The sequence below is a fragment of the Klebsiella sp. C360 genome, assembly GCF_048822415.1.
Classification (GTDB): Bacteria; Pseudomonadota; Gammaproteobacteria; order Enterobacterales; family Enterobacteriaceae; genus Klebsiella; species Klebsiella quasipneumoniae.
Genome location: NZ_JBMEZZ010000002.1, coordinates 154,568 through 170,720, shown reverse-complemented (window position 1 = coordinate 170,720; position 16,153 = coordinate 154,568). Strand labels below are relative to the sequence as shown.

Below are 16,153 nucleotides of genomic sequence, written 5' to 3'. Positions count from 1 at the left end.
GTTATTCTCCCAGCAGACGCATCATTTCGGCTTCGTCAATCACCTCGATGCCGAGCTCCTGCGCTTTCGCCAGCTTAGAACCCGCCGCTTCGCCAGCAATCACCAGATCGGTCTTCTTCGATACGCTGCCCGCCACCTTCGCCCCCAGCGCCACCAGACGCGCTTTGGCGTCATCCCGCGACAGCTGACTGAGGCTGCCGGTCAGGACGACGGTTTTGCCTGCAAACGGGCTGTCAATCTCTTCCGCCTTCACCACCACCGGCGCCGGCCAGTGAACCCCTTCCGCCAGCAGCTGCGCGATGACATCGCGGTTGCTCTCTTCGGCAAAGAAGTTGAAGGTATGGGTGGCGACCACAATGCCGACATCAGGGACCTTCTGCAGCTCCTCAATGGAAGCCTGCTCCAGGGCCTCGAGGGTGCCGAAATGCGCCGCCAGGCCCGCCGCCGTCGCTTCCCCTACCTCGCGAATGCCTAAGGCGTAGAGGAAACGTGCAAAGGTTGTCTCTTTGGCTTTCTCGAGAGCGTTGACCACGTTTTGCGCGGACTTCGGCCCCATCCGATCCAGCCCGGTCAGTTTCCCTGCGGTCAGCCGGAACAGATCCGCCGGGGTATGGACGTACTCTTTCTCCACCAGCTGGTCGATGATCTTGTCGCCCATGCCGTCAACGTCCAGCGCGCGACGGGAGACAAAGTGCTTGAGCGACTCTTTACGCTGCGCGCCGCAGATAAGGCCGCCGGTACAGCGGGCTACCGCCTCGCCTTCCACTCGCTCAACGTCGGACTGACAGACCGGGCAGTGGGTCGGGAATTCAACATCCCGGGCATCTGCCGGGCGTTCGGAAAGCACCACGTTGACCACCTGAGGGATCACGTCGCCTGCCCGGCGAATCACCACTTTGTCGCCGATTTTCAAGCCTAAGCGTTCGATCTCATCGGCATTATGCAACGTGGCATTACTCACCAGCACGCCGGCGACATGGACCGGCTCCAGGCGCGCCACCGGCGTAATCGCCCCGGTGCGGCCCACCTGGAACTCCACGTCCCGGACGAAAGTCATCTGCTCCTGGGCGGGGAACTTAAAGGCCACGGCCCAGCGCGGCGCGCGGGCCACGAAACCTAACTGCTCCTGCAGCGCCAGCGAATCGACTTTGATCACCACGCCATCAATGTCAAAGCCCAGATGGGGACGATCTTCCTCGACTTTACGATAGTAAGTGAGCACTTCCTCGGGGGTATGACATAGGGTGACGCGATCGCTCACCGGTAATCCCCATGCTTTAAACTGCTGTAAACGGGCCGAGTGGCTGGCCGGCAGCTCACCGCCCTCCAGCACCCCAACGCCGTAGCAGAAGAAAGTAAGCGGTCGCTTCGCGGTGATGCGCGGGTCCAGCTGGCGCAACGAGCCCGCCGCCGCATTGCGCGGGTTAGCAAACACTTTTCCGCCGGTGCGTCGAGCTTCTTCATTGATTTTTTCGAACCCGGCCTGCGGGAGGAACACTTCCCCGCGCACCTCCAGGCGTGCGGGAATATTATCGCCATGCAGCCTGAGCGGGATGGTGCGGATGGTTCGCACGTTAGAGGTAATGTCCTCGCCGGTGGTGCCGTCGCCGCGGGTCGCCGCCTGCACCAGCACGCCGTTTTCGTAGAGAATGCTCACCGCGAGGCCGTCGAGCTTCAGCTCGCAGCAGTAGATGAGCGGGTCAGTGCTTTTCAGGCGATCCTGCACCCGCTTGTTGAAGGCCAGAAAGCTCTCTTCGTCAAACACGTTGTCCAGCGACAGCATCGGCACTTCATGGCGGATCTGGCTGAAGGCGGTCAGCGGCGCCGCCCCCACGCGCTGAGTCGGTGAATCCGGGGTAATCAGCTCCGGATGCTGGCTCTCCAGCTCGCGCAGCTCGCGCATCAGCCGGTCATACTCCGCATCGGGCACTTCCGGTGCGTCCATAACGTGGTACAGGTATTCATGATGGCGAAGCGTGGTTCGCAGTTCAGTCAGTTGTTGTTCGATCGGTTCCATATCACACCATCAATGATAAAAAACCCCCGACAGGCGGGGGTTGAGAAGGAGTTGAGATAACGCGCGACGTCAGGCGTTCGCGTCTTTCACTTCGCGAATACGATCCTGGTATTCACGCAGTTTTTGCGGCGTCATCATGCGACGCTGATCGTCAAGCACCACGCCGCCCACTTCATCGGCGATATACTGCGCAGACTGCAGCATCAGCTTGAAGTTCTGCAGTTCATCACCGTAGGAAGGGACCTGCATAAAGATAGTCACCCCAGGGGTCATCATATCCGCCATGCTGTCCGGATTGAAGGTCCCCGGCTTCACCATGTTGGCCAGGCTGAACAGTACCGGGCCGCTGCCGTCCGGGCTCAGATGGCGGTGGAAAATATTCATTTCACCAAACTTGAACCCGGCCTGCTGGATGCTATTGATAAGCACCTCGCCGTTAAGCTGCGCGCCATGGTGCGCGGCAACGTTCATCACGATGACCGTCTCTTTACGCTCTTTCGGCTGGGGCGCTGCAGGCTGCTGCGGCTCTGTCGGCTGCGGTTCAGCAACCGCGGGCTGCGGCGCGGCAACAGGCTGTGGCGCAGGCTGCTGCGGAGCGGCCGGCTGCGGCTGGGCGACGGTCGGGGTCACCGGCTGCGGCGCGACAGGCTGTTGCACAGCAGGTTGCGGCTGGTGTTGCGGCTGCGCGGGTTGCGGCTGTTGCCAGCCAGGCTGCGGAGCCGCATGCGGCGCAGACGGTTGTCCCTGCGGTTGTGCCGGGGCCTGGCGCGGCGGCGCCTGACGAACCGGTTCCTCAGGACGCACAGGCTGCTGCATCTGGCGCTCGTAAGGCGGCTGGTACTGGTGCTGCGGCGCCTGACGAGGGGCTTCATGCTCCCCATGCGCGCCGTGCGGAGCGTGAGTCACCGGATGAACGCGGACTTCACCTACGCCTTCAACATTATCATCAAAGTCGTCGTTTTCCGACTCATCGTCGCGCGACTTCATACGTTTCAGTGGGCGATCGCGAAACATCGAAGAACGTTCTTTACGGCTGGTCCAGAAACCATGTACCAGTAAAGCGATTATGGCGATCGCGCCAACAATGATTAATATCAGACGCAAATCCTGCATCATTATATTCTCTGTTGTTCTAACACCTTGCCACCACGGCAAACATTTACTCACTAAGAGTATTTGCCGATTACCTCAAGTGCAAGTGCGTCGGTCGCTTTCACCACATAAAGATGAACTAAATCGTGCTTTTTGCTGTTTTTTCGAACATTTCCTAACTGGTTATTGTCTGACGACCCGATAAAATAAGCGAGCATTCACACTGGATGTTCAAAAAGGAGCAATGCCTGGCTATGGTTTCATCATCCGCACCGACCCCGCGTAGCGGCGTATACTACTTTTCGCAGGGCTGGAAACTCATCAGGCTGCCGGGCATACGTCGTTATGTCTTCCTGCCTTTACTGGTTAACGTGCTGCTGTTGGGCGGTGCTTTCTGGTGGCTGTTTACCCGTCTCGACAGCTGGATCCCTTCGCTGATGAGCCATGTGCCTGACTGGCTGCAGTGGCTAAATTACCTGCTGTGGCCGGTGGTGGTGCTGTCGATCCTGCTGGTGTTTGGCTATTTCTTTTCTACTATTGCCAACTGGATTGCCGCCCCGTTCAGCGGCCTGCTGGCGGAACAGCTGGAAGCGCGTCTGACGGGCGCCACCCCGCCGGACGTCGGCGTCTTTGGCATCATGAAGGATATTCCGCGCATCATGAAGCGTGAGTGGCAGAAGCTGGCCTGGTACCTGCCCCGCGCCATCGTACTGTTGCTGCTCTACTTTATACCCGGCGTTGGCCAGACGGTGGCCCCGGTACTCTGGTTCCTGTTCAGCGCATGGATGCTGGCGATTCAATACTGCGATTACCCCTTCGATAACCACAAGGTCCCCTTCAGGACCATGCGCGAAGCGCTGCGCAGCCGCAAGGTGATGAATATGCAGTTTGGCGCGCTCACCAGCCTGTTCACCATGATCCCGGTGTTAAACCTGGTGATCCTCCCGGTGGCTATCTGCGGCGCCACCGCCATGTGGGTCGATTGCTATCGCGACAGACACGCCAGCTGGAAGTAACAGCAGCACTTCCCCTGGAGCGGCGAAAGCCGCTCCTTATATCTCACTTATTCCTTCTTGATCATCATTATTTCCCTTCCGCATATAGATATGCTAAATCCTTACTTCCGCATATTCTTTAAGCGGGTATGCTGATGCCGTACCCCCAAATTTCATACAGTTAAGGACGGGCCATGAGTAAGATTTTTGAAGACAACTCCCTGACTATCGGTCATACGCCGCTGGTACGACTGAACCGCATTGGTAACGGCCGTATCCTGGCAAAGGTAGAATCTCGTAACCCGAGCTTTAGCGTAAAATGCCGTATCGGCGCCAATATGATCTGGGATGCTGAAAAGCGCGGCGTGCTGAAACCGGGCGTGGAACTGGTCGAACCGACCAGCGGCAACACCGGTATCGCCCTCGCCTACGTGGCGGCGGCTCGCGGCTACAAGCTAACGCTAACCATGCCGGAAACCATGAGCATCGAGCGTCGTAAGCTTCTGAAAGCGCTGGGCGCCAACCTGGTGCTGACCGAAGGCGCCAAAGGCATGAAAGGCGCCATTCAGAAAGCGGAAGAGATTGTCGCCAGCAACCCGGAAAAATTCCTGTTGCTGCAGCAGTTCAGCAACCCGGCTAACCCGGAAATCCACGAAAAGACCACCGGCCCGGAAATCTGGGAAGACACCGACGGTCAGGTGGATGTTTTCATCTCCGGCGTAGGTACCGGCGGTACGCTGACCGGCGTCAGCCGCTACATTAAAAACACCAAGGGCAAAAAAGATCTGTTCACTGTCGCGGTTGAACCGACCGATTCGCCGGTTATCTCCCAGGCGCTGGCGGGTGAAGAGCTCAAGCCGGGCCCGCACAAAATTCAGGGCATCGGCGCCGGCTTCATTCCTGGTAACCTGGATCTGAAGCTGGTGGACAAAGTGATCGGTATCACCAATGATGAAGCGATCTCCACGGCACGCCGCCTGATGGAAGAAGAAGGCATCCTCGCGGGTATCTCTTCCGGGGCCGCCGTTGCCGCGGCGTTGAAGCTGCAGGAAGATGAAGCCTTTACCAATAAGAATATTGTGGTTATCCTGCCTTCCTCGGGTGAGCGTTATTTAAGCACCGCGCTGTTTGCCGATCTCTTCACCGAGAAAGAACTGCAACAGTAGTGCCAGCTTGTAAATAATGTGTAAAAAAGCACCTTTTCAGGTGCTTTTTTGTGGCATACGTCAAAGTTTTACCCCTCCTGGCATTGATTCACCTCGTAGGGTCTGGTATTTAACCAGCACATTTATTTTGATGCGCGAAATTATTCAGAAGAGGATTTCCGCCAGCTGAATCGATTTTATGATTTGGTTCAAGTCTTCCTTTCGCGGCATAATGTTTAATGACGTGCTAGACGTCAATGGCCCGCAGGTCTTCGCAGCGCCAGGCGCTGCCGACGCCAAGGCCGGAAACGTAACGCCGGCGCTAACAATACAGGCTAAAGTCGAGTCGTTAGACTAGACTTTAGGTCCACAACACTAAACCTATAAGTTGGGGAAATATAATGTTCCAGCAAGAAGTTACCATTACCGCTCCGAACGGTCTGCACACCCGCCCTGCTGCTCAGTTTGTTAAAGAAGCTAAAGGCTTCACTTCTGAGATCACTGTAACCTCCAACGGCAAAAGCGCCAGCGCCAAAAGCCTGTTCAAACTGCAGACTCTGGGCCTGACCCAGGGCACCGTAGTAACCCTCTCCGCGGAAGGCGAAGATGAACAGAAAGCGGTTGAGCATCTGGTTAAACTGATGGCTGAACTCGAGTAAGTTCACGGGTTCTTTTTCATATCAGTCACAAGTAAGGTAGGGTTATGATTTCAGGCATTTTAGCATCCCCGGGTATCGCCTTCGGCAAAGCACTGCTGCTGAAGGAAGATGAAATTGTCATCGACCGGAAGAAAATTTCTGCCGATAAGGTTGATCAGGAAGTCGAACGTTTCCTGAGCGGCCGCGCCAAGGCCTCCGCCCAGCTGGAGGTCATCAAAACCAAAGCTGGTGAAACTTTCGGTGAAGAAAAAGAAGCCATCTTCGAAGGGCATATTATGCTGCTGGAAGATGAGGAGCTTGAGCAGGAAATCATAGCCCTGATTAAAGATAAGCATATGACTGCCGACGCGGCAGCCAATGAAGTTATCGACGGTCAGGCCACTGCCCTGGAAGAGCTGGACGATGAATACCTGAAAGAACGTGCGGCTGACGTACGTGATATCGGTAAGCGCCTGCTGCGCAACATCCTTGGTCTGGCCATCATCGATCTGAGCGCGATTCAGGATGAAGTCATCCTCGTCGCCGCCGATCTGACCCCGTCAGAAACCGCACAGCTGAACCTGAAAAAAGTGCTGGGTTTCATCACCGACGCGGGCGGCCGTACCTCCCACACCTCCATCATGGCGCGTTCCCTCGAACTGCCGGCCATCGTGGGCACCGGCAGCATCACGGCGCAGGTGAAAAACGGCGACTATCTGATTCTCGACGCGGTGAACAACCAGGTTCTGATCAACCCGTCCAACGAGCAAATTGAAGCGCTGCGTAATCTGCAGGCTCAGGTTGCGGAAGAAAAAGCCGAACTGGCGAAACTGAAAGATCTGCCGGCGATTACTCTCGACGGCCATCAGGTTGAAGTGTGCGCCAACATCGGTACCGTTCGCGACGTCGAAGGTGCTGAGCGCAACGGCGCCGAAGGCGTAGGCCTGTATCGTACTGAATTCCTGTTCATGGATCGCGACGCGCTGCCAACCGAAGAAGAGCAGTTTGCGGCTTATAAAGCGGTGGCTGAAGCCTGTGGCTCTCAGGCCGTTATCGTGCGTACCATGGACATCGGCGGCGACAAAGAGCTGCCGTACATGAACTTCCCGAAAGAAGAGAACCCGTTCCTCGGCTGGCGTGCTGTGCGTATCGCGATGGATCGTAAAGAGATCCTCCGCGATCAGGTTCGCGCCATTCTGCGTGCCTCCGCTTTCGGTAAGCTGCGCATTATGTTCCCGATGATCATCTCTGTTGAAGAAGTGCGTGCGCTGAAGAAAGAGATCGAAATCTACAAACAGGAACTGCGTGACGAAGGTAAAGCATTTGACGAATCCATTGAGATCGGCGTGATGGTGGAAACACCGGCTGCGGCGACCATTGCTCGTCATCTGGCCAAAGAAGTTGATTTCTTTAGTATCGGCACCAATGATTTAACGCAATATACTCTGGCAGTTGACCGTGGTAATGATATGATTTCACATCTTTACCAGCCGATGTCACCGTCTGTACTGAATCTGATTAAGCAAGTTATTGATGCTTCTCACGCTGAAGGTAAATGGACTGGCATGTGCGGTGAGCTTGCGGGCGATGAACGTGCTACACTTCTGTTGCTGGGTATGGGGCTGGACGAATTCTCTATGAGCGCCATTTCCATCCCGCGCATCAAGAAGATTATTCGTAACACGAACTTCGAAGATGCGAAAGTATTAGCAGAGCAGGCTCTTGCTCAACCGACAACGGACGAGTTAATGACGCTGGTTAACAAGTTCATTGAAGAAAAAACAATCTGCTAATCCACGAGATGCGCGGCCCAAATTACTGCTTAGGAGAAGATCATGGGTTTGTTTGATAAATTGAAATCTCTGGTTTCTGATGACAAGAAAGACACCGGAACTATTGAGATTGTTGCTCCCCTCTCCGGTGAGATCGTCAACATTGAAGACGTGCCGGATGTGGTTTTTGCGGAAAAAATTGTGGGCGATGGGATTGCCATCAAACCGACCGGCAACAAAATGGTCGCGCCGGTAGACGGTACCATTGGTAAAATTTTCGAAACCAACCATGCGTTCTCTATTGAATCTGATAGCGGCATCGAGCTGTTCGTTCACTTCGGTATTGATACCGTTGAACTGAAAGGCGAAGGCTTCAAGCGTATCGCTGAAGAAGGCCAGCGCGTGAAAGTCGGCGACCCGGTTATCGAATTCGATCTGCCGCTGCTGGAAGAGAAAGCCAAGTCGACCCTGACTCCGGTGGTTATCTCCAATATGGACGAGATCAAAGAGCTGATCAAACTGTCCGGTAGCGTGACCGTGGGTGAAACCCCGGTAATCCGCATCAAGAAGTAATATCTGCTGCATAAAAATGGCGCCGAAAGGCGCCATTTTTTTATATCGCGTGGGTCACCGGCTGATAGCATTTTTCGCGGGATAAGATACGCAATCCTTCCGGAGTGCTCTCCAGAATTCGCCGCTCGCTGTCAGAGACCAGCAGTTCACACTGATATCCACCGGCCAGGCCGAACAGCGACCGCGCCACGCAGGCATCCTCCAGCGCCGCCTCCCCTGAAGTATCAAAATGACCAACAATGCGTCCCTGCTGACGGATTACTAATCGATAGCTTTTCATCTCTGTTTCTCCAGCGGAGGCAGGATCAGTTCGTCACATCCCTGCGCGGCAGTCCAGTTCATCACCTCCAGCACGCGCTGGGCGGCTGCCTCCGTCGCAGCACCCAGCGCCAGGCCGGAAAGCAACCCGCTCACCAGCTCGGCGCAGAACAGATCGCCGGTACCCTTTAAATCCGTCTCCACCCGCGGGTGAACCACCACCTCCACCGCATCGGCCGTCACCACCAGCACATTGATCGTCGAATCAGCCTCTCCCGGCGCGCTGGTGATCACCACCCATTTGAGGCTGTCCGACAGCAGGCTACGCGCCGCGGCGACCGCCTCCGGCTGATTGCGACAGCGCTGGCCGCTCAGCGTCTCCAGCTCAAACAGATTAGGGGTGATGCCTTGCGCTAGCGGCAGCAGGTGCTGACGATAGGCGTCCGGGATCTCGGCCTTGACGTAGATACCGCTGTCGACATCGCCAATCACCGGATCCACCAGAATACAGAGATCGGGATGGCGGTCGCGGACCCGCGTCAGCCACTGCGCCAGACGTTCAATTTGCACGGCGTTGCCCATATAACCGGTGGTCACCGCACGCAGTTCGCGCAACGCGTCGCGCTCCTCCAGCGCCTGCAGGTACCCGACAAACCACTCCTCCGGGATAATGCCGCCATAGAACGTCTCATAATGGGGCGTATTGCTGAACAGCACCGTCGGCACCGCCAGCACGCGCAGACCGTGCTGTTTAATCGCCGGTACCGCGATGCTGTTGCCGACGCTGCCGTAGACTACCTGCGACTGCACGGCGACGATATCGACTTCCGACGCCCGGCTTTTGTCGTGAAAGAGCACTGATTGTATGTCATCTTGCTGGCCCATCTTTTCTCCCCCCGCTGGACAGCGGGTCACGCTCTGATTATGATTCGTCCTATGCTAAATTTCATTTTGTCATAGGTCAATAATGTTTGCCGGAAAAACCGCCAGCGATATCTTCGATCATATCCGCCATCTGGTGCAGAGCGGTGGCTTGCAGCCCGGAGAGGTTCTGCCGCCGGTCCGCGAGCTCGCCAGCCAGCTTGCGGTGAATCGCAATACCGTCGCCGCCGCCTATAAACGGCTGGTCACCTCCGGGCTGGCCGTCAGCCAGGGACGGAACGGCACAGCTATCAAAGCACGGGATCCGCTGCCGGCGCTGGAAGGCGGTGACCCCACGACGCCGCTGAACGATCTTTCCAGCGGCAATCCAGACCCCGCCAGGCTGCCTGATTTACCACGCTATCTGGGCCAAATTGCCCGCACGCCCCGCCTGTATGGCGATGCCCCCATCGAGCCGCGGCTAGGAGAATGGGCTGAGGCATGGTTTGCCAGGGAGATAACCGTTCCCTTTGCCCTGAATCTCGCCAGCGGGGCGATTGACGCGCTGGAGCGTCTGCTGTGCGCCTTGCTGCTCCCCGGCGACGGCGTGGTGGTTGAAGATCCCTGTTTTCTCAGCAGCATCAATATGGTGCGTTACGCTGGCTTTACCCCCTGCCCGGTGGCGGTGGATGCCGAGGGGATGGATCCAGACGGGCTGGAGGAGGCGTTACGCAACGGTGCGCGGGCGGTGATCTTGACCCCGCGCGCGCACAATCCTACCGGCTGTAGCCTGACGGAAACCCGGGCGCATGCCCTGCGGGAGGTGCTGGCCCGCTATCCGCAGGTGCTGGCGATCGTCGATGACCATTTTGCCCTGCTGTCGGCCACGCCCTGGTTTTCTCCTCTGCCAGCGAGCACCCAACGCTGGGCGGTGGTGCGTTCGATGTCAAAAACCCTCGGGCCAGACCTGCGGCTGGCTTTTATCGCCAGCGATGTCGACACCTCCTCCGCGCTGCGTCTGCGGCTTAACGCCGGCAGCCAGTGGGTCAGCCATCTGCTGCAGGATCTGACGCTGGCCTGTCTCACCGATAAGGCGTTTATCGCCTCGATGACGGAGACCCGCCGTCACTATCGGCAACAGAATGAGAAACTGGCGGCAGCGCTGGCCCGGCACGGCGACAGTCATGCTGCGCCTGGCGATGGCCTCAATTTCTGGCTGCCGCTACCAACGGCGAGCCAACCCTACGCCTTACGCCTGGCCCGGGCCGGCTGGCTGGTCCGCGAGGGGGAGGTGTTTGGCATCCGTACGCCCTCCCACGGGCTACGCCTGTCGCTGGGCCGCCTGAGCGACGCTGAGATTGCCCGCCTGGCGGCCGATATAGCCCAGGTGTTAGACGCCCCCTGACGCAGGCAGTGCGCCGAACGCATCGGGGAGGGATGGCAGCTGTCGACAAGTTACTGAAAAATTAAACGAAAACAGGCGTAGTCTTACCTGCATGACCGGAACGTCGAGACGGATACAACGCTCTCGGTGGCTGATAAATCGCTCACAATAAGGAGCACCAGAGATGCATCACATTGACCTGACGCTAAAAACAGTCATTGAGGCCTGCGACCGCGCTATCTCGCAGGAAGATTACGATACCCTGATGGGCTATTACGCGGAAGACGCCGCGCTGGTCGTCAAACCGGGCATGGTGGTCAGAGGGAAAGAGAATATCCGCAAAGCGTTTATCGCCATTGCCGACTATTTCCAGCACCGGCTGATCGTGACTCAGGGGAAAATGGAGGTCATCGAGGGCGGCGGCAATGCGCTGGTGATTATGGAGACCCGGCTGGATATCCCGACGGCACAGGGGATAACACAGGTTACGCGACGCGCAACCTATGTCTTTCAGAAGCAGGGCGAGCGCTGGCTGTGCACCGTCGATAACTCCTACGGCACCGACCTGCTCGATGATTAAATACCCGCCCCCTGGCTAAAGTGTTCCTCGCCGAACACGCCGGTGGAGAGGTAGCGATCGCCGCGATCGCAGACGATCGCCACCACCACCGCGCCTGGGTTTTCGCGAGCGATACGTAACGCCCCGGCTACCGCGCCGCCAGAGCTGACGCCGCAGAAAATGCCTTCCTGTACCGCCAGCTGACGCATGGTGTTCTCGGCATCCTGCTGATGAATATCCAGCACCGCATCCACCAGCGAAGCGTTAAAGATCCCCGGCATATACTCTGCCGGCCAGCGGCGTATCCCGGGAATACTGCTGCCCTCCTCCGGCTGCAGGCCGACAATGGTCACCGGTTTACTCTGTTCGCGCAGAAAACGTGACACGCCGGTAATGGTACCGGTGGTCCCCATACTGGAGACAAAGTGGGTGATACGCCCCTCGGTCTGCTGCCAGATTTCCGGCCCGGTGGTAGTGTAGTGGGCGTAGGGGTTGTCCGGGTTGTTGAACTGATCGAGCAGTTTGCCCTCCCCGCGCTGAGCCATCTCCAGGGCCAGGTCGCGAGCCCCCTCCATCCCCTGCTCTTTGGTGACCAGGATCAGCTCGGCGCCATAGGCGCGCATCGCGGCCCGGCGCTCCTGGCTCATGTTGTCGGGCATCAGCAGCTTCATCCGGTAGCCTTTCAGCGCGGCGATCATCGCCAGCGCGATACCGGTGTTGCCGCTGGTCGCTTCAATTAGCACGTCGCCGGGCTGAATTTCGCCCCGCTTTTCCGCTTCAACGATCATCGACAGCGCAGCGCGATCTTTCACCGAACCGGCTGGATTATTGCCTTCAAGTTTGACCCAGATTTCGCTGCCATTGTCCGGCTCCAGACGCTGAAGCCTGACCAGAGGGGTATTGCCGATGGTGTGTTCGAGTGTATTCACGATTTTTACTCAATAAAAAAGCCGGGCGGCGCTTCGCTTACCCGGCCTACCAGACGCGTGATAATTCCAGACCGGGTAAGCACAGCGTCACCCGGCAAAAGCACATGGATTTAAGCTATCAGGCCGACTGCGCCAGAGCAAGCTCGCCGCGCGGCTCGATACGCTCGGTACCGTTGTACAGGCGCGCGTTTTGCAGCCCGACGAACAGTCGTTCGCCGCGGGACGGCGCCTCATCGCCCGTTAACACCACGCTCAGCGGTTCGTCATACCACCCCAGAGGCTGGACGACTAATTGGGTGTAGTGACCTTTCGGGCTGGCCTCCAGGACCTGCACCGGCAGCGGCGAATCCAGGCTGGTTCGGCGGCTGATGTCCACTTCCCACGGACGCAGGAACAGATCCACCGGCCCTTGGTATGCCGGGGTATAGCCTAACGGCCAGCGGTGAGCGCCAACGTGGAACTGTCCGCCGCGGATAACCCCCTGCAGGCGATTCACTTCCCCCATGAACTCCAGCACGAAGCGGGTCGACGGCTCACGCCACACGCGTTCAGGCGCATCGGCCTGTTCGATGTTGCCCTGGCTCATCACCACCACCCGGTCGGCAACTTCCATCGCCTCTTCCTGATCGTGGGTGACGAACACGCTGGTAAATTTCAGCTCTTCATGCAGCTGACGCAGCCAGCGGCGCAGCTCTTTACGCACCTGCGCATCCAGCGCGCCGAAAGGTTCATCCAGCAGCAGAATTTGCGGCTCTACCGCCAGGGCGCGCGCCAGCGCCACGCGCTGTTTCTGACCACCGGACAGCTGCGCCGGATAGCGATCCGCCAGGTGAGCCAGTTGCACCATCTCCAGCAGTTTGGTCACTTTGGCTTTAATCGCCGCGGCGTTGGGTCGTTCGCGGCGCGGCAGCACGGTCAAGCCAAAGGCGATGTTATCGAACACCGTCATATGGCGGAACAGCGCATAGTGCTGGAAGACGAAGCCCACTTTACGGTCGCGGGCGTGCATCCGGCTGACGTCGGTACCGTGGAAACGGATATGACCGCTGGTCTGATGCTCCAGCCCGGCGATAATCCGCAGTAGAGTCGTTTTCCCGGAGCCGGAAGGCCCCAGCAGCGCAACCATTTGTCCGGAAGGGATATCCAGCGAGATATCATTCAGCACCTGGGTGCGACCAAACGATTTCTTAATATTGGCAATCTCAATGCTCATGATTTCCCTCCTGTTGCGCGCGTTTTTCCTGATTGGCCAGACGCCATTGCAACATACTCTTTAAAAACAGGGTCAGAATAGCCATTAACGTCAGCAGGGCCGCGGCGGTAAACGAGCCGACGGTGTTGTAATCCTGCTCCAGTAATTCAATTTGCAGCGGCAGCGACAGCGTTTCTCCGCGGATCGAACCGGAGACCACCGACACCGCGCCGAATTCGCCGATGGCGCGGGCGTTGGTCAACACCACGCCGTACAGCAGCGCCCAGCGAATATTGGGCAGCGTCACCCGGCGGAACATCTGCCAGCCGGAAGCGCCCAGCAAAACCGCCGCCTCATCTTCATGACTGCCCTGACTCATCATCACCGGCACCAGCTCACGCACCACAAACGGACAGGTGACAAAGATCGTCGCCAGCACCATGCCCGGCCAGGCGAACATGATTTGCAGGTTATGCGCATCAAGCCAGCCGCCCAGCGGACCGTTAGAGCCGTAGAACAGCAGATAAACCAGACCGGCTACCACCGGCGAGACAGCGAACGGGATATCCAGCATCGTCAATAGCAGCTGGCGTCCCGGGAACGTAAAGCGCGTGACCAGCCAGGCCAGCAAGGTCCCGAACACCAGGTTCACCGGCACGGTAATCAAGGCGATCATCACCGTCAGCCAGATGGCGTGGAGCATGTCCGGATTGGCCAGGTTTTCCAGCACCGGCATTAACCCTTTGCTGAAGGCCTGGATAAAGATGTAAAGCATCGGCACCACGAGGATGAAGGCGGAAACCAGCATCCCGACGCCAATCAGAAACCATTTTCCCCAGTTGATGCGGGGCGCGTCGTAGCGTTTCAATTGAGTAACTTCCGCCATTAGTGACCTACCACGCGTCGACCAAAGCGACTCTGCAGGGTATTGATGGAAAACAGCAGCAGCAGTGAGGCGGCCAGGATCACCGAGGCGATGGCGCTCGCCGCCGGATAGTCAAACTCCTGCAGTCGAATAAAGATCATCAGCGACGTCACTTCCGTCTTCCACGCGATGTTGCCGGCGATAAAAATCACCGCGCCAAATTCGCCGAGGCTGCGGGTAAACGACAGGGCAATGCCCGCCAGCAGCGCTGGCGACAGCTCCGGCAGCACCACCTTGCGGAAGCTCTGCCAGCGCGTAGCGCCCAGCGTTTCCGCTGCTTCTTCATATTCCGGTCCCAGCTCTTCCAGCACCGGCTGCACGGTACGTACCACGAAGGGGATGCTGGTGAACGCCATCGCCACGGCGATACCGAGCCAGGTATAGGTCACTTTAATATCGAACTTCGCCAGCCATTCCCCGTAAATGCCGTTAACCGAAAACAGCGAAGCCAGGGTCAGGCCGGCCACCGCCGTCGGCAGCGCAAACGGCAGATCCATTAAGGCATCCAGCAGCGTGCGGCCCGGAAAACGATAGCGGGTAAGGATCCACGCCATCAGCAGGCCGAAGACGCCGTTAAAAATCGAGGCCACGAACGCCGACAGCAGCGTCACCTTATAGGCCGCCACCACCTGCGGGTTGGTGATCACATCCCAGTACTGCGCCCAGCTCATCTGCGCCAGCTGCATCACCAGCGCGCTGAGCGGTAATAACAGAATCAGACAGACAAACAGCAGGCTGGTGCCAAGGCTCAGGGTAAAGCCCGGCAGCACGCGCTTGGACGACACAGCAAACATTACTTACGCCCCGCCGCCAGCAGTTTGTCCAGTTCGCCGCCGCTGGCGAAGTGGGTTTTCATCACCTCAGGCCAGGAGCCAAACTTGTCCTCCACGCGGAACAGTTCGGTCTGCGGGAATTTATCCTTCAGCGAATCCATCACTTTCGGGTTGTTTACCCGATAGTAGTAGTCGGTAATGATGGTCTGCGCCTGCGGACTGTAGAGCCAGTTCAGGTAGGCCTTCGCCGCCTTTTCCGTGCCGTTGGCTTTGACGTTTTTATCCACCCAGGCCACCGGGAACTCCGCCAGAATGTTGGTTTTCGGGATCACCACTTCAAATCCCTGCGCCTCATACTGCTTGCGAATATTGTTCACTTCCGACTCGAAGCTGATCAGCACATCGCCCAGGCCGCGCTCGGCGAATGTGGTGGTCGCCCCGCGTCCGCCGGTGTCGAAGACTTCGACGTTCTTCAGGAACTGGGTCATAAACTGTTCGGTTTTGGCTTTATCGCCGCCGTCGGCTTTATCCGCCGCGCCCCAGGCCGCCAGGTAGGTATACCGCGCGTTGCCCGAGGTTTTCGGGTTCGGGAAGATCAGCTTAACGTCAGAGCGGACCAGGTCATTCCAGTCATGAATGTTTTTCGGGTTGCCTTTGCGCACCAGGAAGCCCATCGTCGAATAGAACGGCGAGCTGTTGTTCGGCAGGCGGCTTTGCCAGTCGGCCGGGATCAGGTTGCCTTTGTCATGCAGGATCTGCACGTCCGTCACCTGGTTGTAGGTCACCACGTCCGCCTTCAGGCCCTGCAGGATCGCCAGCGCCTGCTTGGACGAGCCAGCATGCGACTGCTTGATGGTCAGCTTGTCCCCGCCATTGTCCTTCGCCCACTGCTGCTCAAAAGGCGGGTTAAGGGCGGCAAACAGCTCGCGGGAGACATCATAGGAGCTGTTCAGCAGCTCCGTCGCCTGCGCCTGCGCCACCAGCAGCATGGAAGCCGCCAGCGCCAGATATCCTTTTTTCAGTGATTTAACGGCCATTGC

The 16,153-nt window shown here is 57.9% G+C and carries 16 protein-coding genes; 7 read left to right on the top strand and 9 right to left on the bottom strand.

What is annotated here, in order from left to right; translation table 11 throughout:
- Position 1: 1 nt before the first annotated feature.
- Both ligA and zipA read right to left on the bottom strand, forming a co-directional pair.
- The gene (gene ligA, locus ACOI7D_RS06725) at positions 2-2,017 is read right to left on the bottom strand and encodes an NAD-dependent DNA ligase LigA (protein WP_032453683.1); all 2,016 of its coding nucleotides are present in this window, start codon (positions 2,015-2,017) and stop codon (positions 2-4) included.
- 69 nt (positions 2,018-2,086) lie between these two features.
- Complete coding sequence (zipA, locus tag ACOI7D_RS06720; protein ID WP_023290590.1) at positions 2,087-3,133, bottom strand: cell division protein ZipA; 1,047 nt, start codon at positions 3,131-3,133, stop codon at positions 2,087-2,089.
- 230 nt (positions 3,134-3,363) lie between these two features.
- Here zipA and cysZ point away from each other — a divergent pair, with 230 nt between their 5' ends.
- The 5 genes from cysZ to crr all read left to right on the top strand — a co-directional run bounded on the left by cysZ (position 3,364) and on the right by crr (position 8,232).
- Positions 3,364-4,125: a sulfate transporter CysZ gene (gene cysZ / locus ACOI7D_RS06715; RefSeq protein WP_109547072.1), complete on the top strand. Its 762-nt coding sequence runs from the start codon at positions 3,364-3,366 to the stop codon at positions 4,123-4,125.
- Between the two features lie 173 nt (positions 4,126-4,298).
- Positions 4,299-5,270, top strand: a complete 972-nt coding sequence (gene cysK, locus ACOI7D_RS06710) for a cysteine synthase A (protein WP_023290592.1) — start codon at positions 4,299-4,301, stop codon at positions 5,268-5,270.
- 380 nt (positions 5,271-5,650) lie between these two features.
- Complete coding sequence (gene ptsH / locus ACOI7D_RS06705) at positions 5,651-5,908, top strand: phosphocarrier protein Hpr (RefSeq protein WP_002913505.1); 258 nt, start codon at positions 5,651-5,653, stop codon at positions 5,906-5,908.
- A 44-nt stretch (positions 5,909-5,952) separates the two neighbouring features.
- A complete protein-coding gene (gene ptsI / locus ACOI7D_RS06700) occupies positions 5,953-7,680 on the top strand; it encodes a phosphoenolpyruvate-protein phosphotransferase PtsI (protein WP_004201998.1) in 1,728 nt (575 codons plus the stop codon).
- A 42-nt stretch (positions 7,681-7,722) separates the two neighbouring features.
- The gene (gene crr, locus ACOI7D_RS06695; protein ID WP_000522253.1) at positions 7,723-8,232 is read left to right on the top strand and encodes a PTS glucose transporter subunit IIA; all 510 of its coding nucleotides are present in this window, start codon (positions 7,723-7,725) and stop codon (positions 8,230-8,232) included.
- A gap of 40 nt (positions 8,233-8,272) precedes the next feature.
- Here the strand turns inward: crr and ACOI7D_RS06690 are convergent, their stop codons facing one another.
- Positions 8,273-8,512 (bottom strand): hypothetical protein, encoded by a 240-nt coding sequence (locus tag ACOI7D_RS06690; RefSeq protein WP_044524307.1) that lies wholly within the window; start codon positions 8,510-8,512, stop codon positions 8,273-8,275.
- Complete coding sequence (gene pdxK, locus ACOI7D_RS06685; protein ID WP_023290594.1) at positions 8,509-9,375, bottom strand: pyridoxine/pyridoxal/pyridoxamine kinase; 867 nt, start codon at positions 9,373-9,375, stop codon at positions 8,509-8,511. The genes ACOI7D_RS06690 and pdxK overlap by 4 nt, the downstream gene beginning before the upstream one ends.
- An 82-nt stretch (positions 9,376-9,457) precedes the next feature.
- Between pdxK and ptsJ the strand changes: the two genes are divergently transcribed.
- Both ptsJ and ACOI7D_RS06675 read left to right on the top strand, forming a co-directional pair.
- Positions 9,458-10,756, top strand: coding sequence for a transcriptional regulator PtsJ (gene ptsJ, locus ACOI7D_RS06680; RefSeq protein ID WP_064157295.1), 1,299 nt, complete (start codon positions 9,458-9,460; stop codon positions 10,754-10,756).
- A gap of 163 nt (positions 10,757-10,919) precedes the next feature.
- On the top strand, positions 10,920-11,315 hold the full coding sequence (locus ACOI7D_RS06675) for a YybH family protein (protein ID WP_023290596.1): 396 nt from the start codon (positions 10,920-10,922) through the stop codon (positions 11,313-11,315).
- Here ACOI7D_RS06675 and cysM read toward each other — a convergent pair.
- The 5 genes from cysM to cysP form a co-directional block, all read right to left on the bottom strand.
- The gene (gene cysM, locus ACOI7D_RS06670) at positions 11,312-12,223 is read right to left on the bottom strand and encodes a cysteine synthase CysM (protein ID WP_101881324.1); all 912 of its coding nucleotides are present in this window, start codon (positions 12,221-12,223) and stop codon (positions 11,312-11,314) included. The genes ACOI7D_RS06675 and cysM overlap by 4 nt on opposite strands.
- Positions 12,224-12,341: 118 nt before the next feature.
- Positions 12,342-13,436 (bottom strand): sulfate/thiosulfate ABC transporter ATP-binding protein CysA, encoded by a 1,095-nt coding sequence (gene cysA, locus ACOI7D_RS06665; RefSeq protein WP_004201991.1) that lies wholly within the window; start codon positions 13,434-13,436, stop codon positions 12,342-12,344.
- Entirely contained in the window at positions 13,426-14,301 is an 876-nt protein-coding gene (gene cysW, locus ACOI7D_RS06660) for a sulfate/thiosulfate ABC transporter permease CysW (RefSeq protein ID WP_004201990.1), read from the bottom strand. Before cysW ends, cysA begins: the two co-directional genes overlap by 11 nt.
- Entirely contained in the window at positions 14,301-15,134 is an 834-nt protein-coding gene (cysT, locus tag ACOI7D_RS06655) for a sulfate/thiosulfate ABC transporter permease CysT (RefSeq protein WP_002913626.1), read from the bottom strand. Before cysT ends, cysW begins: the two co-directional genes overlap by 1 nt.
- Positions 15,134-16,150, bottom strand: coding sequence for a thiosulfate/sulfate ABC transporter substrate-binding protein CysP (gene cysP / locus ACOI7D_RS06650; protein ID WP_032444750.1), 1,017 nt, complete (start codon positions 16,148-16,150; stop codon positions 15,134-15,136). The genes cysT and cysP overlap by 1 nt, the downstream gene beginning before the upstream one ends.
- Positions 16,151-16,153 lie beyond the last annotated feature (3 nt).